Source organism: Isoptericola dokdonensis DS-3 (genome assembly GCF_001636295.1).
Classification (GTDB): Bacteria; Actinomycetota; Actinomycetes; order Actinomycetales; family Cellulomonadaceae; genus Isoptericola; species Isoptericola dokdonensis.
In genome coordinates, this window is sequence record NZ_CP014209.1 from 3637711 (window position 1) to 3659073 (window position 21363).

The window sequence follows — 21363 nt, forward strand, 5'->3', positions numbered from 1 at the left end:
TGCTGCCGCCCCAGACCCCGAGGAGCTCGATGCCCACGCCATTCCCGGCCTTGCCGGACCCCGCCCTGGGGGACGGTCCGCTGGCGACCGCGCTCGCGCAGGGAGCGGGCGAGGTGCTGCTGGGGCTGCGCGCCGACGTCGACGCCGCCGGCGGCGCGTTCGACGCGAAGCCCCTCAAGGACGCCGGTGACGCCGCCGCGCAGGCCTGGCTGGCGGCCGCCGTCGCCCACGCCCGTCCCGGCGACGCCGTGCTGTCCGAGGAGGCCAAGGACGACGCCGCGCGCACCGGGGCCGACCGGGTCTGGATCATCGACCCGCTCGACGGCACCCGCGAGTTCGCGGAGCGCGCCGGGGACGGTGCGCCCACGGATCCGTGGCGCGACGACTTCGCCGTGCACGTCGCCCTGTGGGTGCGCGGCACCGACGACGCCACCGACGGGCCCGGCGGGCTCGCCGCCGGTGCCGTCGCGCTGCCGGCGCGGGACGTCGTCCACACGACGCACGCACCGGCGTCGGCCACCGATCTCGACGCGGCCGTCGCCGCCGTCCTCGCCGGCGACCGGCCGCTGCGGATCGCCGCGAGCCGTTCCCGCCCGCCCGCGTTCGTCGCCGCGCTCGCCGAGCGCGACGACGTCGAGCTGGTCCCCATGGGGTCGGCCGGCGTCAAGGTGGTGTCCGTCGTCGACGGCACCGTCGACGCCTACGTCCACGGCGGCGGCCAGTACGAGTGGGACTCGGCCGCGCCCGTCGCGGTCGCCCTGGCCGCCGGCCACGAGTGCACGCGCCTCGACGGCACGCCGCTCGAGTACAACCGCCAGGATCCCTGGCTCCCCGATCTGTTCGTCTGCCACCCGGCCCTGGCCGCGCACCTGCGTGCGGCGCTCAGCGAGGTCGGCGTGGAGATCAAGGAAGGTGCCCAGTCGTGACGTCCCACGTCCTGAGCCAGCTCCGCAGCCTCGAGGCGGAGAGCATCCACATCATCCGTGAGGTCGTCGCCGAGATGGAGCGGCCCGTGCTGCTGTTCTCCGGCGGCAAGGACTCGATCGTCATGCTGCATCTCGCGGCCAAGGCGTTCGCCCCCGCGCGGATCCCGTTCCCGATCATGCACGTCGACACGGGCCTGAACTTCCAGACCGTGCTCGACTGCCGTGACCGCTGGGTCGACCGCCTCGGCATCCAGCTGGTCGTCGCGTCCGTGCAGGACGCGATCGACCGCGGCCTCGTCTCCGAGGAACCGAACGGGTCGCGCAACCGCATCCAGACGCCCGTCCTGCTCGAGGCGATGGAGAAGAACGGCTTCGACGCCGCGTTCGGCGGTGGCCGCCGCGACGAGGAGAAGGCCCGCGCCAAGGAGCGCGTCTTCTCCTTCCGCGACGACTTCGGCCAGTGGGACCCGAAGAACCAACGCCCCGAGATCTGGAGCCTGTACAACGGCCGGGTCCACCAGGGCGAGTCGATCCGCGTGTTCCCGCTGTCCAACTGGACCGAGCTGGACATCTGGTCGTACATCGCCGCCGAGAACATCGACCTGCCCGACCTCTACCTCGCGCAGGAGCGCGAGGTCGTGGACCGCGGCGGGATGCTGTTCGCGGTGAACGAGTTCACCCCCCTCAAGGAGGGGGAGACGTCCGAGGTGCGCTCCGTGCGCTACCGCACCGTCGGCGACGCGAACCTCACGGCCGCCGTCGCCTCGGACGCCGCGACGCTGCACGAGATCGTCGAGGAGACCGCGGCGGTCCGCATCACCGAGCGCGGCGCCACCCGTGGCGACGACAAGGTGAGCGAGGCCGCCATGGAGGACCGGAAGCGAGAGGGCTACTTCTAAGCCATGACCACCACGACCGACACCACCGCCGAGGCACTCACCGACGGCTCGGTGGACCTCCTGCGCTTCGCCACGGCCGGCTCCGTCGACGACGGCAAGTCGACCCTCATCGGGCGTCTGCTGTTCGACTCCAAGACGATCTTCGAGGACCAGCTCGACTCCGTCGAGAAGGTCTCCCAGGACCGCGGTAACGACTACACCGACCTGGCGCTGCTCACCGACGGCCTGCGCGCCGAGCGCGAGCAGGGCATCACGATCGACGTCGCGTACCGGTACTTCACGACGCCGAAGCGCAAGTTCATCATCGCGGACACCCCGGGGCACATCCAGTACACCCGCAACATGGTGACGGGTGCCTCGACGGCCGACGTCGCGCTGATCCTCGTGGACGCGCGCAAGGGCGTCATCGAGCAGTCGCGCCGGCACACGTTCCTCGCGACGCTCCTGGGCGTCCCGCACATCGTGGTCTGCGTCAACAAGATGGACCTCGTGGACTACTCCGAGGAGGTCTTCGAGAGCATCCGCAAGGAGTTCACGGAGTTCGCCTCCCGGCTTCGGGTGCCCGACCTGACCTTCATCCCGATCTCCGCGCTGGTCGGCGACAACGTCGTCAACCGGTCGGAGAACACGCCCTGGTACGACGGCTCGCCGCTGCTCAGCCACCTCGAGCGGCTGCACGTCGCGTCCGACCGCAACCTGGTGGACGTCCGCTTCCCGGTGCAGTACGTCATCCGGCCGCAGTCGCACGAGGCGCGGGACTACCGCGGCTACGCGGGCACCGTCGCGTCCGGCGTCATGAAGCCGGGCGACCGCGTCGTGGCGCTGCCGTCCGGCCTGGAGACGACCATCGAGTCGATCGACACGGCCGACGGTCCGGTCGCCGAGGCGTACCCGCCGATGTCCGTGACGGTCCGGCTCGCCGACGAGATCGACATCTCGCGCGGCGACATGATCGCCCGGCCGAACAACACCCCGGCCGCGCTGCAGGAGATCGACGCGCAGATCTGCTGGATGGACGAGTCCGCCCCGCTGGTCAAGGGCAAGAAGTACGCGATCAAGCACACGACCCGCTGGGCCCGTGCCATGGTCAAGGACGTCAGCTACCGCGTCGACGTGAACACGCTGCACCGCGACGAGGACGTGACCGAGATCAAGCTCAACGAGATCGGCCGCATCAAGCTCCGCGTCACGGTCCCGCTGTTCGTCGACCCGTACCAGCAGAACCGGCACACGGGCTCGTTCATCCTGGTCGACGAGTCGACGAACAAGACGGTCGCGGCCGGCATGGTCGGCGGACTGCCCCGATCGGCCTGACGGCGACGCACCGATGCCAGTCTTCACCAAGGACGGCCGCAACGTCCTGTTCGTCCACATCCCCAAGACCGGCGGGTCGGCGGTGGAACGCCACTTCGTCGACGCCGGCTGGGTGATGACGTACCACGACGGGCGCATGGCACGGGACAAGCCGAACTACCTGCGCACGTGCACGCCGCAGCACATGCACGGGGCGCTCCTGCGAGAGACCTTCCGGATCCAGCGGTTCGACGCCGTGTTCGCCGTCGTCCGTGACCCGGTGGCGCGCTTCCGCTCCGAGTACGTGATGCGGCACAAGCAGGAGCTGTCGACGAACGCCGCGGCGGTCGAGGCGTGGGCGGAGAAGAGCTTCTCGCGGTTCGGGACGAACCCCTTCGTCCACGACAACCACATCCGTCCGCAGGTCGAGTTCCTGGTGCCGCGCGCCCGCGTGTACCGCCTGGAGGACGGGCTGGACGCCGCGCTGGTGGACCTCAACGCGCGGTACGACCTCGGCGTGCCGACCGAGGTGGCCCGGGTGCGCACCAGCGAGAAGACCCGGGGCATCTCGAGCAGGGACGTCGAGGTGTCCGCGACGCTCGACGCCCGGATCCGCTCGTTCTACGCGGCGGACGTCGAGCGGTTCGGGTACCTGCGTCCGGGGGAGAAGGTCCCGGGCGAGTCCGCGAGCGTGGCCGCGCGGGCCGCGACGAAGGCGTCCCGCGGGCTCGCCCGCCTCGCCGAGCGACTCTGAACGATCACGGACGGGCCGCCACCGACGCCGTCGGTGGCGGCCCGTCCGTGTGTCACGCGACGTCCGGGAGACCACGTCGCGACAGCGGGACCAGGGGCTTCGTGCCGTATCCTGGGCCCGCCCCGACCATCCCCGGCCGCCGAGCAGGCGGACGCGCGAAGGAGTGAAGTCCCCGATGACCCAGCGCAGCGCCCAGGTACGTGGTCGGGTCGAGCTGTCCCCGGCGAGGCCCGCCGACGCGCGGGCCGCCGGCACGGTGTGGAACTCGATGGTCGTGCCGGACCGCAAGGTGGTCTTCGTCAACGTGTCGAAGAACGCGAGCACCAGCCTGAAGTGGCTGACGGCCGAGCTCAGCGGGCAGGACCCCGCGACCTTCCACTCGCTGCTGGGCTTCGCCCCGACCCGGCAGCAGACGATCCACCGCCGGGCCGCCTGGGTCGACGTGCCCAAGCTGACGGACCTCGACGAGGAGGAGCGCGCGGCGATCTCCCCGCACGACGGGTGGTTCGTCTTCGGGATCGTCCGGGACCCGCGCCTGCGGGTGTGGTCGGCCTGGCAGTCGAAGTTCCTCGTGGGGAACCCGCGCCACGCCTGGCAGATGTTCCGGGACGCCCCTTGGCTGCCCCGCGTACCGCGCGGGGCGGACGACGTGGTCGCGGACTTCGGCCGGTTCGTCCGTGAGCTCGAGGGTGACGACGGCCCGCGGATCCTGGCCGACTCCCACTTCAAGCCGCAGACGGCGCTCCTGCAGGAGTCCGCGGTGCCGTACACGCACCTCTACGAGACCTCGGGGCTGCCGCTGCTGCTGGACGACCTGCGCGACCATCTGGCCGCCCAGGGGCTCCACGGGGAGCACCGCCTCTCGCGCGAGAACGAGACGCCGCTGTCGGTCTCGGGCCGGGTGTTCACCCCGGAGGTGCTGGAGGTCCTGGACCGCGTCTACGCGCGCGACCTCGAGCGCTTCGGCCACCTGTGGGACTTCGACGCCGTGCTCGCGAAGGACCCGACGTGGTCCCCCGAGTCCTTCCTCGACATCTCGGGTCGGGTGGCGGCCGGGCAGCGGATCGCCGACCTCGCCCGGGGTGCGGCGGAGCTGCAGGACCGCCTCCGGCAGGTGGAGCGGGAGGACCGCCGGACGATCGACGGGCTCACCCGCCGGGTGGCGGACCTGGAGGCCGCCCTCGAACGCCGCACCCTGCGGGGCTTTCCTCGGGCCGCGGTGTCGCGCATGCGGCGGACCATCGCGCCGTCGCCCGACGCCTGACCGGCCGGGCCGGGGCCGGTCGCGGTCTCAGTCGCGGTGCAGGCGGCGGCTGACGCGGGCGCCGAGCTCGTGGGCGAGCTCACGCCCGCTGGCCTTCTCCACGGTCCGGGCCTTCTTCTTCTTCAGCGCGTCGAGCTCGGCGCGCACCTGCTCGAGCTCCGCACGGGCCGCCTCCAGGCGGGCCTCGTCGCGGCGGCCCTGACGCATGACCCCGAGCAGGGCCTCGGCGGCCGCGTCGATGGGGACCACGGCCGCGGTCATCGCCGGGTCGTCCTGCGACGGCACCCGGGCGGTGAGCAGCCCGAGGTCGCCGACGACCCGCACACCCGACGCCCGGATCTGCTCGACGTGACCCAGCGAGCGCTCGTGGGCCCGCTCCGCGGCCCACGTCGGCAGCACGAGCCGGGTGTCGTGCGGGCCCGGCGCGCGGCGCCGCAGCAGCGAGGTCGACGCCGTGTCGCGGAACCACTTGCAGTACTCGAGCCAGGTGAGCTGCTCCCGCAACGTGAGGTTGAGGACGCGGTGGAACTCGGCCTCCTCGACGGACATCCCGCGGTTCGACGCCTTGCCGTCGAGCCGCGCGGTGCCGAGCAGGCCCGGCGCGAGACCCAGCATCGACTCGAAGGCGTCGAACAGCACGGTCGGCGTGGACTTGTCCACGACGACCACGGTGACGTTCTCCGGCCCGAACGCCTCCGCCCACCGGGTGACGACCCGGCCCTGGTCGTGCCGGTCGGTGAAGGGGCGCAGGTCCTCGGGCGGTGAGTCGGCCAGCATGCCGGCGAGCCACGTCTCGAAGGGCCACAGGTCGCCCTCCTTGGTGGTCTGCTGCCACACGGAGGGGAGCAGGGAGCCGTAGCTGCGCAGCGTGACGACCACGTGGGCCCGCTCGCCGAGCTCCTCGTGCCAGCGGGCGGCCGTGGCGTCGTCGGCGTTCGCCCCGAACTCGTGGCACACCCAGATGCGGTTGTCCGTGTCCCGGTCGATCTCGCGGCGGAGCTTGGCCCAGGCCCCGGCGACGGGCTGGGTGCCCCAGCCCCACGAGTGGCCCATGAAGTCGTTGACGGCGCTGCGGTGGTTGACGTTGCGGCCCGGGTAGCGGACCCCCTGCGCGAGGAGCTCGGGGCGCAGGGCCGAGGCGGCGTTCTGGAGGCTGGTGGTGCCCGTCTTCATGAGCCCGATGTGGAAGAGCAGCGCCCGCTCGGGCAGCTCGAGCGTGCCGGGCCGGTCAACGCTGGTCGACATCCGTCTCCTCCGCGTGGCACGTGCTGGACGCCGGCGCCCGGGCGCGGGTCGGCCGGACGCGTCGTGCCGAGTCGTGTTTCCTCGTGGTCGGCGCCGTGGGGCGCCCGGCTCCGACTGTAGTTGACCGGCCCGACGACCGCGTCCATCGGACGGACAGGTGTCCGTCGGTCGGGACGGGTCCGCCGGTGGGCCGGCGCTCCTATGATGTGACGACCTCACCCGACGTCGTCGGGACCGGCAGCGAAGGGTGGACGCATGACCGACCCGACACGTGGCGCAGGGCTGCGACGCACGGTCCGCTCGTCGGGCGGCCGGCTGATCCGTCGCCTCGGCCTGCTGCCCGGCGGCGTGCCGGACGGTCTCGGGGAGGACGACGCGCTGCAGGGCACCACCCTGGACGCCCGCGCCGTGGTGTACTTCGGCGACCCGCCGCAGAGCATGTACCAGATCCGGCAGTGGTACGACGCCCTGGAGGCGCTCGACGGCCGGATGCCGCTCGTCGTGATCGCGGGGGACTCCCGCACGGCTCGGCTGCTGCGCGCCGAGACGTCGCTGCGGGTGGTGGTCGTGGCGCGGCACGCGACGCTCGACGAGATCCTCGCCGGCAGCGACGTCCGGCTCGCGCTCTACGTGAACCACAGCCAGCAGAACTTCACCATGCTGAGCTTCGCGCAGGTCGTGCACGTCTCCCTGCTGCACGGCGACTCCGACAAGACCGTCTCGGTGTCGAACCAGCACAAGGCCTACGACCTGGTGTTCGTGGCGGGCCGGGCCGCCGTCGACCGGTTCGCCCGGAACCTGCCGTACTTCGACGCCACCGGGCGGTGCGTGCCCGTGGGGCGCCCCCAGCTCGACGCGCTGTCGTTGACGACGGCGCCGCACCGCGACGGGCGGGCGACCGTCCTGTACGCCCCGACGTGGGAGGGCGCGAACCCGTCGGTGGCGTACGGATCGCTCGACGTGCTCGGGCCCGACCTGGCGCGTGCCGTCGTCGGCGACCCGCGGCTGCGCCTGCTGTACCGGCCCCATCCCCTCAGCGGGGTGCGTTCCGTCGCCTCCGCGGACGCCGACGCCGAGGTGCGCGCGGTCGTCGCGCGGGCCGCGGCCGAGGACCCGGGCGCGGGTCACGGGGTGCGGACGGACGGGGAGCTGGTCGAGACGTTCGGCGAGGCCGACCTGCTGGTGTGCGACATCTCCGCGGCGTCCACGGAGTGGCTGCCGACGCTGCGTCCGCTGGTCGTCACCGACGTGTCGGCCCCGTGGGCCCGGGTCGCCGCGACGCCGCTGCTCGACCTGGTGCCCCGGCTGCGGGTCGTGGACCTGCCGGGAGTGGCCGACCTGCTCGCCCGCGAGGCCACCGAGGACCCGCGCCGCGAGGAGCGGGGCAGGCTGGTCGAGTACTACCTGGGCGACGTCACCCCCGGTGCGTCGACCGCCCGGTTCGTGCAGGCGTGCCTCGACGCGGCCGCCGCCCACGACGAGGAGCTGGCGCGGCTCGACGGCCTGTCCTGAGCCCGCCTCCCCGCAGGGCGCACGTGTTCGTGGGTCGCGGCGGCGCTCCGGTAGCCTGAGCGCCGGTGCGCGGGCACGCGGCGAGGAGCCGCGAGGACCGGCACGCCGCCACCCGCCGAGGACATCGAGGACGCGCACGGTGCAAGAGATCATCAACAAGGCCGCCCGACGTGCCGGACGGATCCTGCCGACCAGGATCCGGGAGGCCGTCAAGGAGCACCGTGCCGCGGGCCGGTCGGTGCTCGTGTCGGTCGTGGTGCCGGTGTACAACGTCGAGGAGTACCTCGCGGAGTGCCTGGAGTCGATCCTCGCCCAGTCGCACCGCCGTCTGGACGTCGTCGTGGTCGACGACGGCTCCCCGGACCGCTCGATCGACGTGGCGCGGCGCTTCGCCGACCGCGACCGGCGCGTCCGCATCGTCCGGCAGGCGAACGCGGGCCTCGGCGCGGCGCGGAACACGGGTGCCCGGCACGCCCGCGGCCAGATGATCTGCTTCGTCGACTCGGACGACACGATCCCCCCGACGTCGATCGAGACGATGCTGCGCTCGCTCGTGATCAGCGGCTCGGACTTCGCGGTCGGCTCGCTGGTGCGTGACACGTCGGACGGCCGCTTCATGCCGCCCTGGGCGCGCAAGCTGCACGCGACGACCCGCCGTGGCCTGCGCTTCGCCGACGACCCCGAGGTGCTGAAGAACGTCTTCGCGTGGACGAAGCTGTACCGCACGGAGTTCTTCCGCCGGGTGGTGCGCGAGTTCCCGCACGGCCTGTACGAGGACCAGGTCCCGGCCGCCCGCGCCTACCTGCACGGGACGTTCGACCTCCTGCCCGACGTCGTGTGCCACTGGCGCATCCGCGACGACGGCACGTCGATCACGCAGCAGAAGTCGACGATGAAGGACCTCGTCGGCCGCTGGACGATGCTCGACGAGCTCGCCGAGGAGATGAAGGACGCGCCCGCCGACCTGCTGCGCGCCTGGCAGGTCAAGACGGTCGGCTTCGACATGCGCCTCTACTACGAGCAGGTGCCCCGCACCCCGGCCGAGTACTGGGAGTTCCTGCGCGACCGGGTGCGGCACTTCCTGGACGAGGTCGGGTACGACGTCCTGGCCGGCGTCCCGGTGTCCGACCGGCTCCTGGCGGCCGCGACCTACCACGGGCACCGCGAGGACCTGGCCACGCTCGTGGAGCGGCGCGAGTCGCGCACCTGGAAGGTCCCCGGGCACGTGGTCGACGGCCGCGGCGTCGTGCACGACCGGTACTTCGAGGGGCTGTCCCTGCGCCCGGACGAGGTCCTCACGTCGCTGGAGGTGGACGCCGAGGTCCGGATGCGCACCGACCTGGTGCGCATCGAGGACCGCACGCTCGTGCTGAAGGGCAGCGCACACCTCGCGAACATCACCACGACGGCGGACTCCGACGTCCGGGTCCGCCTGTTCGCGGTGGACGACGCCGGCTCCCGCGTGGAGGCCGCCGTCGAGCAGCACGACGACCCCGCGATCGACGCGTTCGCGAAGGACCCGTGGAACGAGCACGCGCAGGCGGGCTTCACCGCGACCCTCGACCTGGGCCTGCTGTCGCGCCGCAGCTGCACCTTCGAGGTCGAGGTGACGGTCGACGGGTGGACGCGCAGCGGGCGGGTCACGAAGCCCGACCACCGGGGGCGTGGGCGGCTGCCCGTCTTCGACGCGCTCGGCGACGACGGTCGGTGGTGCCTGGAGCGGCAGAGCGACTCCGGTCTCGTGCTGCGCCGCCTGACCGCGAACCGCGTGCCCGTGCACGCGGCGGAGCTCGACGGCACGCGCGTCCGGCTCACCCTCGACGGGCTCCCCGCCCAGGCGGTGGTGCTCGCGACCTCCGACGGCGTGGCGGTCGAGGCGACGCTCACCCCGCAGGACGACGGCACCCTCGCCGAGCTCGACCTCGGCCCGTGGCTGGGCGAGGAGCGGTCCTGGGTGTTCGCGATGCGCAGGGCGCGGTCCACGCAGACGGTCCGGCTGTCGTGGGCGCAGTCGTCGGCGACGTTGGTCGCGCCGCGTGGTGTCCTCGGTGCGATGTCGTCGTCCCAGTACGGCAACGTGACGCTCGAGACCGGGCCCGTGGTGTCCCAGGTCGACGACGTGCGCCTCACGGCGGACGGGCTGGAGGTGTCCGGGTGGTGCACGACCGGCCCGGTCGCCCGCCCGGTCACGGCCGTGCTGGTGGGCGGTGGCACCGAGACGGCACCGGTGCCGGTGGAGCCTGCCGCGGACGGGACGTTCCGGGTGGTGGTGCCGCTGACGGACCGGCACGGCATCACGATGCCGTCGGGTCCGCAGCTGTCCCTGAGCCTGGTCGCGGCGGAGGTGACCAGCCCGGCCCGCATCGCGACGGCGCTGTGGTCGCAGCTCCCGGTGGAGCGTGACGGCGCGGACCTGCGCGTCGAGGTCAACGCCTCGCCGAAGGCGGCCCTGGCGGTCGCGCTGCGGCCCCCGTTCGAGGACGACGCCCGGGGCCGCCGCCACCAGGAGCTCCTCATCGAGGCCTACCGGGCCTCCACGGAGCCGCTGCGTGACGCCGCCCTGTTCGAGGCGTTCAACGGCAGGACCGTCGGGGACTCGCCGCTCGCGCTGAGCCGGGAGCTGCACCGCACACGTCCCGACGTCGCGCAGTACTGGTCGGTCGCGGACCTGCGCACGCCCGTCCCGGAGTGGGCGACCCCGGTGCTGCGGTACTCCGGGCCGTGGTTCGAGGCGCTGGCCGTCGCGCGGCTCCTGGTCAACAACAACAACTGGCCCTGGTACTTCGCGAAGCGCCCGGGGCAGTTCTACGTCCAGACGTGGCACGGCACCCCGCTCAAGCGGATCGGCAACCACGTGCCGGGCGCCAGCCTGTCCATCACGTACCGCCGACTCATGGAGCGCGAGGCGGCCTGGTGGGACCTGCTGCTCGCGCAGAACGACTACTCGGCGAAGATCTTCCCCGAGGCGTTCGGATTCGACGGCAAAGTCCTCGTCGCCGGCTACCCCCGCAACGACAGCCTCGTCGGCGCCGCCGCGGAGGGCACCCGGGACCGCGTCCGTGCGGCGCTCGGTCTGTCCCCGGACGCCCACGTCGTGCTGTACGCGCCGACGTGGCGCGACAACCTGCGGACGGCGACGTCGGGGTACGGGAGGGTCTCGTACCTGGACGCGGAGCAGCTCCCCGCGGGCACGGTCGTCCTCTACCGCGGCCACTCGAACACGGCCGGGTCGACGACGACCCTGCCGGGCTCGGTGATCGACGTGACGCGCCACCCGGACGTCAACGAGCTGATGCTCGCCTCGGACGCCCTGGTCACCGACTACTCGTCGATCATGTTCGACTACGCGGTGCTGCGTCGCCCGATCTACTTCCTCGTGCCGGACCTCGAGGCGTACGCGGGGACGACCCGCGGGTTCTACCGTGACCTGGCCGACCTGGCGCCCGGCCCCCTGTGCGACAGCACGGAGTCGCTGGTGGAGGCGCTGCGCGCCGACTACTGGGCCGCGCACGGTGGCGCCTACGACGCCTTCGTCGCGGAGTTCGCCCCCCACGACGACGGCGCGGCGGCGTCGCGCGTCGTCGCGCGCATCCTCTCGACGACGGAGTCCTGACATGCCTGCTCGGAACCTGAGGTCCCGGATCGCGCTGGCGGTCCACGTGCTGCGCACCGGGGAGGTCCCCGACGAGGAACGGGGGGGCGCCGACCTGGCGGCCGGGGCGCCGGCGGTCCGCGAGCCCAGCGCTCTCGCGGACCTGCCCGGCACGGTGGCGCTCCTGCCGTCCCTCGGCTACTTCGGCGGGATCGCCGCCAACCATCTCTCGGTCCCGGTCCCCGGCCCGGTGCGCGAGGTGCGGCTGTTCCTGCCCCCGCAGGAGGCGGGCCAGATCGACCTGCGCGGCGTCGAGCTGTACCGCGCCGGTCGTCGCATCGACCCGGTGGCGGCGGGAGGACGCGTCGAGCAGAGCTCGGACACGACGAAGGACGACCGGTCGCCCTTCGCGCTCGGCGGGATCCGGACGGCGAAGGAGACCGGTCCCTGGTGGCGGGTCGGGTTCGACGTACCGGTGGCCGTCGACGAGGTGCGGGTCTACAACAGGCTCGACGGCTTCGGCCACCGCAACCGGCGCCTGACGGTCGCGGTCGCGGACGGCGCCGGACGGTACGGCACCGTGGTCACGGTGGACTCCGACCGGGTCGTGCGGCGCACGCTGGCACTGCTCGAGAGGCTGACCGGGATCGGTGTGCCGAAGACCGACCTCGACGCGGTGGCGACGGCGTCGGCGACGCGCGAGGCCGTCGTCGCGGCGCTGGCGGCCCGTGCCCGGGAGGGTCTGCTCACGACCGACCCGGTCGAGCAGCGGCTGCTGGTGTCCCTGGTGCCGCTGGAACCCGTGGAGGGTCGTGACCTCGGCGCCGACGACTGGGCGCTGCTGGGGCACGTGCTCGCCGCGGAGCGGCTCCGCGTCCCGGCCACGGCGACGTCGATCCGCACGTTCCACCTGCAGCTGCGCACCCGCGCGCGCCTGGAGCGGCTGACGGGCGAGGTCAACGCGGCGGGCGCGGTGGTCGGTACCCCGGAAGCGGTGCTCTCGCGTCACGGCATCGTGGACCAGAGCGGGCTGCGCAAGCAGTCGGAGCAGTACCTCGACACGATCGAGCGGGCGTCCGCGCTGCTCGGCGGCCTGGGGTACCCGACGATGCTCGCCTACGGGACGCTGCTCGGAGCCGTGCGCGAGGGCGACTTCCTGGCGCACGACGACGACGTGGACCTCATGGTGCCGCTCGACGTCCCGGATCGGGCCGCTGCCGAGCCGGTGCTGGAGAAGCTGCGGTCCGACCTGCGCGAGGCGGGCTGGAAGGTGTCCCGGCCGAACACCTACACGAACTTCCACCTGCACGACCCGTCGACGGGCCTGCACGTGGACGTCTTCCCGCTGTTCGTGGACGGGGAGCGGCTCACCCTGCACATGGAGGGCATGAGGCTGCGCACGATCCCCGCGTCCGTGGTCGTGCCGCCGGCCCCGCTGACGCTCAGGGGCCGACGGTTCCTCGGCCCGGCCGACCCGGAGGCGTTCCTCGCGGAGCGGTACGGCGAGGGCTGGTCCGTGGCGGACCCGTTCTACGACTGGCCGTGGCGCCTCGACGGCTGAGCGTCGTCGCACCGACCGGAGGCCCGGTCCGCAGGACGTCCTGCGGGCCGGGCCTCCGCTGTCGGAACGTTCGCCACCCGCTGTCACCGGGTTGCCACCGGGCTCTCACCGCCCGACGGCGTACCCCTGCTCCCCGCGGGAGTTGGCGGCGGCCCCGAGCACGCCGGTGGCGGGGTCGCGGGTGACGGCGGTGAGCCGTCCGAGGGCCCAGTCCCCGGCGAGGGTGAGCACGTGCCCGCGCTCGGCGAGCCCGGCCAGGACGTCGGCGCCGAGGCGGTCCTCGACGACGGCGCCGCCGGGCGTCCAGGTGCGCGGCCAGAACGAGCCGACGGCGGAGGTGGTGTGCAGGGTGGGGGCGTCGATCGCCTGCTGCGGGGTGTAGCCGCCGACGAGGACCCGCAGCAGGAAGGGGAGCTGCCACTGGTCCTGCTGGTCGCCGCCGGGGGAGCCGCAGGCGAGCACGGGCTGCCCGTCGCGCAGCACGAGGGTGGGCGTGAGGGTGGTGCGCGGCCGGCGGCCGGGGGCGAGCCGGGAGGGCGAGGCGTCGTCGAGCCACGTCATCTGGAGCCGGGTGCCGAGGCAGAACCCGAGGCCGGGCACGGTGGGGGAGGACTGCAGCCAGCCGCCGGACGGCGTGGCGCTGACCATGTTGCCCCACCGGTCCACGACGTCGAGGTGGCAGGTGTCGCCGCGCGTGCGGCCCGAGGCGTCGGTCTCCAGCCCGTCGCCGGCCACGACGGCGGGCGCGAGCTGGACGGTCGGCTCGCCGACGCCGGCGGCCGACCCACCGGCGGGTGCGCCGGGCAGCGAGCCGGCGGGGGCGTCGGTGGCGTAGGTGGTGCGCAGCGGCGGGAGCGACGGGGTGGCGCGGCCGGGGACCTCGCCGGGTCGCACCTCCGCCGACGCGACGTCGGTGACGAGCGCGCGCCGGGCGGCGGCGTACTGCGGGGACAGCAGGACGTCGAGGGGGACGTCGGCGTCGCCGTACCAGGCGTCCCGGTCGGCCAGCGCCAGCTTGAGCGCCTCCAGCACGGTGTGGGCGCCGGTGGTGGTCGCGGGGTCCAGGTGCGCGTCGTCGTACCCGTCGAGGATCGTCAGCGCCTGGAGCAGCGCGGGGCCCTGCCCCCAGGCGCCGGACTTCGCGACGGTGTGCCCGCGGAACTCCACCGTGACGGCGTCCTCGTAGCGGGCCTCGTAGGCGGCGACGTCGGCGGCGGTGAGCACGCCGGCGTGGTCGCGCCCGTCGCTGTGCCGGTGCGGGGTCGCGACGAACTCCTCGACCGCCCGTCCGACGACGTCGGCCCAGCGGGCGCGGGCGGCGTCGATGCCGTCGGAGCGGGTCCCGCCGTCGGCCAGCGCGACCCGCTCCGCCTCCGCGAGCCCGTCCAGGAGATCGGCGTACGCGAGGTCGGTGAGCAGGTCGCCCGGCTGCGGCAGGCGTCCGTCGGGCATCCATCGCGCGGCGGAGGTGGGCCAGTGCTCGGCGAACAGGTCGGCGACGCCGGCGACCGTGCGGCACACGGCGGCCAGCACGGGGTGCCCGTCCCGCGCGTACCCGACGGCGGGCGCGAGGACGTCGGCGAGGGACCAGGTGCCGTGGTCGCGCAGCAGCGTCAGCCAGGCGTCGACGGCGCCGGGGACGGCGGCGGCCAGCGCGCCGGAGCCGGGCACGAGGTCCAGCCCCTCGACGTCGCGGTAGTGCTCGATCGTCGCGCCCGCCGGTGCGGGACCCTGCCCGTCGAGGACGCGCGGGCGGCCGGGCTCCTCGGCGGTCGCGAAGACCGCCACGAGGTCCCCGCCCGGTCCGTTGAGGTGCGGCTCGACGACGTGCAGCACGAACGCGCCCGCCGCGGCGGCGTCGAACGCGTTCCCGCCGCGCTCCAGCACCGACTGGGCGCTCGCGGCGGCGAGCCAGTGCGTGGCGGCGGCCATGCCGGTCGTGCCGCGCAGGTCGGGGCGGGTGAGGTGGGCGTGGGGCGGGCTGAACGTCACTGGTCACACTCCTTCGGACGGGCGGTCGTCCAGGGCGGCGGGGCCCGGGCATCCGACACGGTACAGCCGACGAGCGTACTGATAGCCCAGCGCAACGTTCTGGGCCGGTCCTGGGACGACGACGGGCGGCGGGCCGGGTGCACCGGTCCGCCGCCCGTCGAGGAGCGGTCGCGTCAGAGCGTGCCGCCGGTGACCTCGCTCGCGAAGTCGGGGTTGGCCTCGAGCCACGCGTCCACGGCGGCCTCGGGGTCGTCGGCGTACGCCTCGTCGTTGAACATCATGTTCTCCAGCGAGAACAGCTGCTCGTCGGTGAGGGTGAACTCGGCGAGCCAGCCGGCGAGCTGCGGGTAGCGGTCCGCGAAGTCGGAGGTGCCCCACATGTGGATCTCCTCGGCCTCGCCGAGCGTGCCCTCGGGGTCCTCCAGGTCGCGGACGGGGAACTCGTCGTAGGCCCAGTGCGGACGCCACAGGGTGACGGCGACGTTCTCGCCGGCGTCGGTGGCGGACTTCAGCTCGGCGAGCATCGCCGGGGTGGAGGAGACGGCGTAGTCCATGCCCTCCAGGCCGTAGGTCGGGATGACCTCGTCCTGGGTGATCTGGGTGAGACCGGCGCCCGCCTCGATGCCGACGAGCTTGTTGCCGTACTCGTCGGACATCTCGGCGAGGTCGCCGATGGTCTGCGCGGGGGAGTCCTCGTTGACAGCGATGGTCAGCTTGGCCTGGTCGTACCAGACGCCGAGGTCGGTCACCTGGTCGCCGTACTCCTCCTCGTAGGAGGCGTGGGTGTAGGGCAGCCAGACGTCGAAGGTGACGTCGAACTCGCCGCCGGCGAGGCCGGTGTAGACGACGCCGACGTCGGCCGTCTGGGACTCGACCTCGTAGCCGGCGTCCTCCAGGATCGCGGTCCACAGGTGGGACACGGCGATGCCCTCGTCCCAGCCGGACGGGATGCCGATGGAGATCTCGGTCTCGTCCTCGCCGGTGGCGCCGGCGGCGGCCTCCTCGGGCTCGTCGGTGGCGCAGGAGGCGAGGGTGGCGGTCAGCGCGACGGCCGAGCCGAGGGCGAGGGTGCGGCGCAGGGTGCGTCGACGGGTGTGCACAGGAATCGTCCTTCCGGTGGGGGTGATGGTTCAGGGGTGTGCCGGAGCGGCGCGCCGGCGGGCCGGCTGCGCAGGTCCGGGCGGGGTCAGCGGGCGGCGGCCAGGGCGCGGGCCACGGGAGCCCGGTCGGCCAGCGCGGAGGTCACGCGGTCGAGGTAGATCGCCAGGAGGACGACGGCGAGGCCTGCCTCGGCGCCGAGCGCGACGTCGATGCGCTGGAAGCTCGCGACGACCTCCGCCCCCAGGCCGGGGGCTCCGACGAGCCCGGCGACGACGACCATCGACAGCGACAGCAGGATGACCTGGTTGACGCCGGCCATGATCGTGGGCAGTGCGAGCGGCACCTGGATCTGGCGCAGGATGCGGCCGTCGGTGGCGCCGAACGCGCGACCTGCCTCCACCACCTCGGTGTCGACCTGGCGGATGCCCAGCTCGGTGAGCCGGACGCCCGGGGCGATGGCGAACGCGACGGTCGCCACGAGGCCCGGCACGGGGCCCGTGAGGAAGATGACGACCGTGGGGATGAGGTAGACGAAGGCGGGCATCGTCTGCATGAAGTCGAGCACGGGTCGCACGACGCGGGAGACCCGGTCGTCCCGCGCCGCCCAGATGCCCAGCGGGATCCCCAGGAGCAGGGCGACGACCGTGGCGAGCAGCACGAGCGCCAGGGTCTCCATCGCGGTCGTCCACTGGTCGACGCCGGCGATGACGACGAACCCGACCAGGGTGCCGAGGCCCAGCTTCCAGCCCTTCGCCCAGAACGCCAGGGCGGCGAGCACGAGGGCGACGACGGCGAACGGTGGCGTGACGAGCACCCACTCGAGGCTCTCGTAGAGGGTCTCGAGGATCGAGCGGATCCCGTCGAAGACGGGGTCGAACGTCGCGGTGACCCAGTCGACGGCCGTGTCGACCCACTCGCCGATCGGCAGGCGGGGGACGAAGGTACCGGTGTCGGCGGCGGCGTGGATCATGCGCGGCCTCCTTCCGTCGGGGCGGCGTCCGGTGCGGCGGTGCCGCCCGGCTGGGCCATCGCGGACACGACGTCGTCGGCGGCGAGCACGCCCACCGTGGCGCCGTCGTCGCCCACGACCCGCAGCGGGCCGTCGGCGTCGGCGAGGGGGGCGAGCGCGTCGGCGAGGGTGGTCCCCTCGGTGACGGTGGGGGAGTCGGCGATCTCGGCCGCGCCGCCGGGGACGTCACCCAGCGCGGTCATGGCGGCGGCCGCCGTGATGACGCGGGACCGGTCGACGTCCGCGACGAACTGCGCGACGTACTCGTTGGCGGGGGCGTCGAGGATCTGCGTCGGCGTGCCGATCTGGTCGATGCGGCCGTCGCGCATGATGGCGATGCGGTCCCCGAGGTGCATGGCCTCGTTGAGGTCGTGGGTGATGAACACGACCGTCTTGCCGAGCCGGTGCTGCAGGTCGAGGAGCTGGTCCTGCATCTCGGTGCGGATCAGCGGGTCGAGGGCGCTGAACGCCTCGTCCATGAGCAGGACGTCGGTGTCGGCGGCCAGGGCTCGGGCGAGGCCGACGCGCTGCTGCATGCCGCCGGAGAGCTGCCCGGGCACGGAGTTCTGCCAGCCGGACAGGCCGACGAGGTCGAGTGCGGCGCGGGCCCGCTCACGGCGCTCGTCCGGTCGCACGCCCTGGATCTCCAGGGGGTAGGCCGCGTTGTCGAGCACGGTGCGGTGCGGCAGGAGCGCGAAGTGCTGGAACACCATGGAGACGTGCTCGCGGCGCACGGCACGCAGCTGCTTGCGGCCGACGCTGCCCAGGTCGGCGTCGCCGACCTGCACGGTGCCGGCCGTGGGCGTCCACAGGCCGTTGAGCATGCGGATGAGGGTGGACTTGCCCGAGCCGGACAGTCCCATGACGACGAAGATCTCGCCGGGGGCGACGTCGAACGTCGCGTCGATGACGGCGGCCGTGCCGAGCTTCTTCAGCTCGTCGCGGTGCTCGCCGGCCCGCAGGCGCTCGACGGCCTGGGCGGGGCGGGGCCCGAAGACCTTGTAGACGTCGCGGACGGAGACCGCGGGTGTCGGGGTGGTCGTCGGTCGGGTGGTGGGGGGAACGGTGGTGCTGGGGTCGGCTGCCATGTGGGCAGGACTCGCCGCCTTCCGTGTCGGTGACAGGGCACTCGCCTGTCGCGCGGCACGGCGCGGGATGCGCCGTGCGCCGTCGGACGGCGAGGCGCGTCGAGGGAGCCCCAACACCCTGCAACGAACCGGTAGGGCAGCGCCACCGCCGCCGATCGGTCGGTCATGGGCGTGTCAAGCGCATGGTCCTGCGGCTCACGGGGGGTCGAGGAACGGTCGAGCAGCGGGAGAATCGTTACCGTAGCGTGACCTGCGGGGTGACGGCCATCACCTCAGGGCCAAGGATTGCTGTGGCTTGCGTCACGTGCGCAGGGTGGGAGGCCCGGCCGACCCGGGCACGCTGCCGCTCCGCGAGGCGCTCGCAGGCGGCCGTCGTCGCCCGGCGCAGCGGCCGGTGCGCCGGGCGTTCGACGGCCCGGTGGATCGCGACGGCGAGCCCCAGGCTCGCGGCCGTCGCCGCCGCGAGGGTGACGGCGGTGCCGACGCCCGCCCGGGTGAGCCACTGCGTGACCGCCCAGCCGAACTGGGTGTGCACCAGGTAGAGGGGATAGGTGAGCGCGCCGGCCGTGACCGCGGCGCGCGCCGCCCCGGCGTGCCGCAGGCCCGCCCAGGGCCTGGTCGACGCCCAGATCGCCGCCACGCACGCACCGAAGACGCCGAGCGACACCCACGGGTCGACGTCCACGCCCTGCAGCGACGAGGCGGCGTGGGCCGACTCCGCGACGCGTGTCGTGGCGAGCGCGAGCAGGGCGCCGAGGGAGGCGAGGGTCGCGGTGATCGCCCGCCGGTCCGGTGCGTGGCCCGCGCGCCGGTCGCGGGCGTCCTGCCAGAGCAGGAAGAGCACCATCCCGATGCCGAAGTACACGGCGTGCCGCACCACGAAGTGCTCCGCCAGCTCCGGGTAGCCGAGAGCGCGCAGCACGATCCCCGCCGCGGGCCAGCCCAGGGCGAGCCCGAGGGCTCGGCTCCGGGTGATCGGGCCGAACGCGAGCAGCAGCCCGACCAGCACGTAGAACTTCAGCTCGACCAGCAGCGTCCAGTAGACGACCTGCGACAGCTCGGCCCCGAACAGGTCGGGGGCCATCGTGAGGTTGGCCAGCGTCTCCGCCCAGCTCAGGTGGCGTCCGTCCGTCCAGAAGGCCTGCAGGGCGGCCGTGGCCAGGACGCAGGCCCACAGGGCGGGATAGAGGCGCCCCGCGCGAGACCCGACGAACTGCGGCACCGTGCGACCCTGCGCGCTCCACAGGATGGCGAACCCGCTGATGACGAAGAACGCCTCGACGGCCAGCCAGCCGTAGCGGGTGACCTGGTTGAGCCCGTCGAACAGGACGGTGACGTCCTGCCCCCAGTACTGCGACGCCGTCGGCGTGGCCGTGAAGTGGTAGACGACGACGGCGGCCGCGGCGCCGAAGCGCAGCACGTCCAGCAGGTGCAGCCGCGGCGTCGCGGCGGTGGTCGCCCCGGTGGCGGGCGCGGGGGTGAGCGGGGGCGTCGTCGGTGTTCTCGTCTGCAGCATCCCGATCCACCATAGATCACGAATCGATAACGGTCCCGCCGCGGTGCTCCGGGACGGACCGGACGAACCCCCACCGGCGGCCCGCCCTCGTGTGATCTCTCCGGCCAGGGCGGGTGAAATCGCTGGTCGGAGGCCCGAACTGGACAGCGCTGTCCGCCGTCGCGGCTAGCCTTTCCCCACGACGACGTACAGGGTCCCGAGCGGCCCGCACCGAGGCGAGCACCCGCTCCGCGGTCACGACGTCCCCGTCGGGCACCCGCCCTTCCCACCGGAGGATCTCTTGCAGATCATGCTGTCCTCTCGCGCGCGCGTGCGCGCGAGGCTCGTCGCGGCGCTCACCGCCGCGACGCTCGTCACGTCCGGCCTCGCGGCGACCTCCGCCACGGCCACCGTCGGCGCCACGCCCACCGTCGCGGCCGTCCAGGTCGTGGCCGCCTCGAAGTCGACGCCCTCGATCTCGGGCACGGCCAAGGTCGGCAACCGGCTCAAGGCCAAGAGCGGCTCCTGGACGTCCGGCACGAGGCTCACCTACGTCTGGAAGGTCGCCGGCTCGAAGGCCGGGACCGGCAAGTACTTCACCCCGAAGGCGAAGCACCAGGGCAAGAAGGTGCAGCTCGTCGTCACCGGCAAGCGTCCCGGCCACGCCAAGGTCGTGCGCAAGAGCGCGAAGAAGACCGTCGCCGCCGGCACCTTCGCCACCGTGACGCCGAAGATCTTCGGCTCCGCGAAGGTCGGGTCCACCCTCAAGGTCACCCGCGGCACCTGGAAGCCTGCCCCGAGCAGCTACTCCTACCGGTGGTACGCCGACGGCCGCGCGATCTCCGGCGCCACCGGCACCTCCTTCAAGCTGACGGCCGCGCAGCGTGGCGACAAGCTCACCGTCCGCGTCACCGGCAAGCGCGCCGGTTACACGACGAAGACCCGGGTCAGCGCCAAGACGTCCACCGTGACGATGGCGGCGCCCCGGATCACGAGCCAGCCGCAGGGTGACTACCTCCTGGCGGGCCAGACCGTGCGGTTCAGCGTCGGTGCCACCGGCAGCAACCTGAGCTACCAGTGGCAGCGTCGCGGCCAGAGCGACGACTCGTGGCGCAATCTCACGGGTCGCACCTCCTCGACGCTCTCCTTCACCGCCCGTTCGGTGGACACCCTCGCCGAGTACCGCGTGGTCGTCCGGAACGCTGCCGGTACCGCCACCAGCGCCGAGGCCATGCTCTTGGTCGACTCGGTCGAGGCAGAGCCCTACCCTGCCGACACCATCTACCTGGGCAACTACTGGCTGCAGGTCGTCACACCGACCGAGAGGGAAGACCTCGGTGGCGGTTTCAGCGAGGTGTACGCCCTGGTCAGTGCCTGCTCGACCGGCGGCGACACCTCGGAGACCCCCTACTGGGACCTCTACTCCGAGTACCGGGCCGGCGGCGTCTGGTACGACGGCGAGGAGTATGACCTCGGCGCCGACGCGGATGGCTGCGGCCAGGTCCTGATCGACGCGGTCGTGCCGACGGCAGGCGCCCGTGGCGGCATCTGGTCGATCACCGACATCAGTGGTTCGTCGGAGTACGGCTTCACGACGCAGTACATCGACGGGCTGAACTGACCGTCCGATCC

Annotated in this window: 15 protein-coding genes; 9 read left to right on the forward strand and 6 right to left on the reverse strand. The window is 73.2% G+C overall.

The genetic code is table 11. The features are described from left to right. The first annotated feature begins 29 nt into the window (after window positions 1–29). The 5 genes from I598_RS16575 (at window position 30) to I598_RS16595 (ending at window position 5136) form a co-directional block, all read left to right on the forward strand. Window positions 30–926, forward strand: a complete 897-nt coding sequence (locus I598_RS16575; protein WP_083973440.1) for an inositol monophosphatase family protein — start codon at window positions 30–32, stop codon at window positions 924–926. Continuing rightward, window positions 923–1825, forward strand: a complete 903-nt coding sequence (gene cysD, locus I598_RS16580; protein WP_068204286.1) for a sulfate adenylyltransferase subunit CysD — start codon at window positions 923–925, stop codon at window positions 1823–1825. Before I598_RS16575 ends, cysD begins: the two co-directional genes overlap by 4 nt. Window positions 1826–1828: 3 nt before the next feature. Then, on the forward strand, window positions 1829–3139 hold the full coding sequence (gene cysN, locus I598_RS16585; protein ID WP_068204288.1) for a sulfate adenylyltransferase subunit CysN: 1311 nt from the start codon (window positions 1829–1831) through the stop codon (window positions 3137–3139). Between the two features lie 13 nt (window positions 3140–3152). Further along, a complete protein-coding gene (locus tag I598_RS16590) occupies window positions 3153–3872 on the forward strand; it encodes a sulfotransferase family 2 domain-containing protein (protein WP_068204291.1) in 720 nt (239 codons plus the stop codon). 175 nt (window positions 3873–4047) lie between these two features. Continuing rightward, window positions 4048–5136: a sulfotransferase family 2 domain-containing protein gene (locus I598_RS16595; RefSeq protein ID WP_068204293.1), complete on the forward strand. Its 1089-nt coding sequence runs from the start codon at window positions 4048–4050 to the stop codon at window positions 5134–5136. Window positions 5137–5163: 27 nt separating this feature from the next. On the opposite strand, the gene I598_RS16600 is transcribed toward I598_RS16595, so the two are convergent. Beyond that, a complete protein-coding gene (locus tag I598_RS16600; RefSeq protein ID WP_068204295.1) occupies window positions 5164–6381 on the reverse strand; it encodes a hypothetical protein in 1218 nt (405 codons plus the stop codon). A gap of 255 nt (window positions 6382–6636) precedes the next feature. Between I598_RS16600 and I598_RS16605 the strand changes: the two genes are divergently transcribed. The 3 genes from I598_RS16605 (at window position 6637) to I598_RS16615 (ending at window position 13046) form a co-directional block, all read left to right on the forward strand. Continuing rightward, a complete protein-coding gene (locus I598_RS16605) occupies window positions 6637–7893 on the forward strand; it encodes a hypothetical protein (protein WP_068204298.1) in 1257 nt (418 codons plus the stop codon). Window positions 7894–8032: 139 nt separating this feature from the next. Further along, complete coding sequence (locus I598_RS16610; protein ID WP_068204299.1) at window positions 8033–11506, forward strand: bifunctional glycosyltransferase/CDP-glycerol:glycerophosphate glycerophosphotransferase; 3474 nt, start codon at window positions 8033–8035, stop codon at window positions 11504–11506. 1 nt (window position 11507) lies between these two features. Beyond that, window positions 11508–13046, forward strand: coding sequence for a LicD family protein (locus tag I598_RS16615; protein WP_068204301.1), 1539 nt, complete (start codon window positions 11508–11510; stop codon window positions 13044–13046). A gap of 105 nt (window positions 13047–13151) precedes the next feature. On the opposite strand, the gene I598_RS16620 is transcribed toward I598_RS16615, so the two are convergent. The 5 genes from I598_RS16620 to I598_RS16640 all read right to left on the reverse strand — a co-directional run bounded on the left by I598_RS16620 (window position 13152) and on the right by I598_RS16640 (window position 19752). Further along, entirely contained in the window at window positions 13152–15038 is a 1887-nt protein-coding gene (locus tag I598_RS16620) for a gamma-glutamyltransferase family protein (RefSeq protein WP_068204304.1), read from the reverse strand. 173 nt (window positions 15039–15211) lie between these two features. Next, entirely contained in the window at window positions 15212–16138 is a 927-nt protein-coding gene (locus I598_RS16625; protein WP_068204305.1) for a glycine betaine ABC transporter substrate-binding protein, read from the reverse strand. An 86-nt stretch (window positions 16139–16224) separates the two neighbouring features. Further along, window positions 16225–17109 carry an ABC transporter permease gene (locus I598_RS16630; protein WP_068204307.1) on the reverse strand — a complete coding sequence of 295 codons (885 nt, stop codon included), beginning with the start codon at window positions 17107–17109 and terminating at the stop codon, window positions 16225–16227. Next, window positions 17106–18236 (reverse strand): quaternary amine ABC transporter ATP-binding protein, encoded by a 1131-nt coding sequence (locus I598_RS16635; protein WP_068204308.1) that lies wholly within the window; start codon window positions 18234–18236, stop codon window positions 17106–17108. The genes I598_RS16630 and I598_RS16635 overlap by 4 nt, the downstream gene beginning before the upstream one ends. A 235-nt stretch (window positions 18237–18471) precedes the next feature. Then, window positions 18472–19752 carry an acyltransferase family protein gene (locus I598_RS16640; RefSeq protein WP_068204310.1) on the reverse strand — a complete coding sequence of 427 codons (1281 nt, stop codon included), beginning with the start codon at window positions 19750–19752 and terminating at the stop codon, window positions 18472–18474. Between the two features lie 289 nt (window positions 19753–20041). Here I598_RS16640 and I598_RS16645 point away from each other — a divergent pair, with 289 nt between their 5' ends. Then, the gene (locus tag I598_RS16645; RefSeq protein ID WP_157557283.1) at window positions 20042–21352 is read left to right on the forward strand and encodes an immunoglobulin domain-containing protein; all 1311 of its coding nucleotides are present in this window, start codon (window positions 20042–20044) and stop codon (window positions 21350–21352) included. Window positions 21353–21363 lie beyond the last annotated feature (11 nt).

Bases quoted from the DNA above. Each gene is read 5' to 3' on its own strand.
- I598_RS16575 (WP_083973440.1), top strand. From the start codon at position 30: ATGCCCACGCCATTCCCGGCCTTGCCGGACCCCGCCCTGGGGGACGGT.
- cysN (WP_068204288.1), top strand. From the start codon at position 1,829: ATGACCACCACGACCGACACCACCGCCGAGGCACTCACCGACGGCTCG.
- I598_RS16590 (WP_068204291.1), top strand. From the start codon at position 3,153: ATGCCAGTCTTCACCAAGGACGGCCGCAACGTCCTGTTCGTCCACATC.
- I598_RS16595 (WP_068204293.1), top strand. From the start codon at position 4,048: ATGACCCAGCGCAGCGCCCAGGTACGTGGTCGGGTCGAGCTGTCCCCG.
- I598_RS16600 (WP_068204295.1), bottom strand. From the start codon at position 6,381: ATGTCGACCAGCGTTGACCGGCCCGGCACGCTCGAGCTGCCCGAGCGG.
- I598_RS16605 (WP_068204298.1), top strand. From the start codon at position 6,637: ATGACCGACCCGACACGTGGCGCAGGGCTGCGACGCACGGTCCGCTCG.
- I598_RS16615 (WP_068204301.1), top strand. From the start codon at position 11,508: ATGCCTGCTCGGAACCTGAGGTCCCGGATCGCGCTGGCGGTCCACGTG.
- I598_RS16630 (WP_068204307.1), bottom strand. From the start codon at position 17,109: ATGATCCACGCCGCCGCCGACACCGGTACCTTCGTCCCCCGCCTGCCG.
- I598_RS16635 (WP_068204308.1), bottom strand. From the start codon at position 18,236: ATGGCAGCCGACCCCAGCACCACCGTTCCCCCCACCACCCGACCGACG.
- I598_RS16640 (WP_068204310.1), bottom strand. From the start codon at position 19,752: ATGCTGCAGACGAGAACACCGACGACGCCCCCGCTCACCCCCGCGCCC.
- I598_RS16645 (WP_157557283.1), top strand. From the start codon at position 20,042: ATGCTGTCCTCTCGCGCGCGCGTGCGCGCGAGGCTCGTCGCGGCGCTC.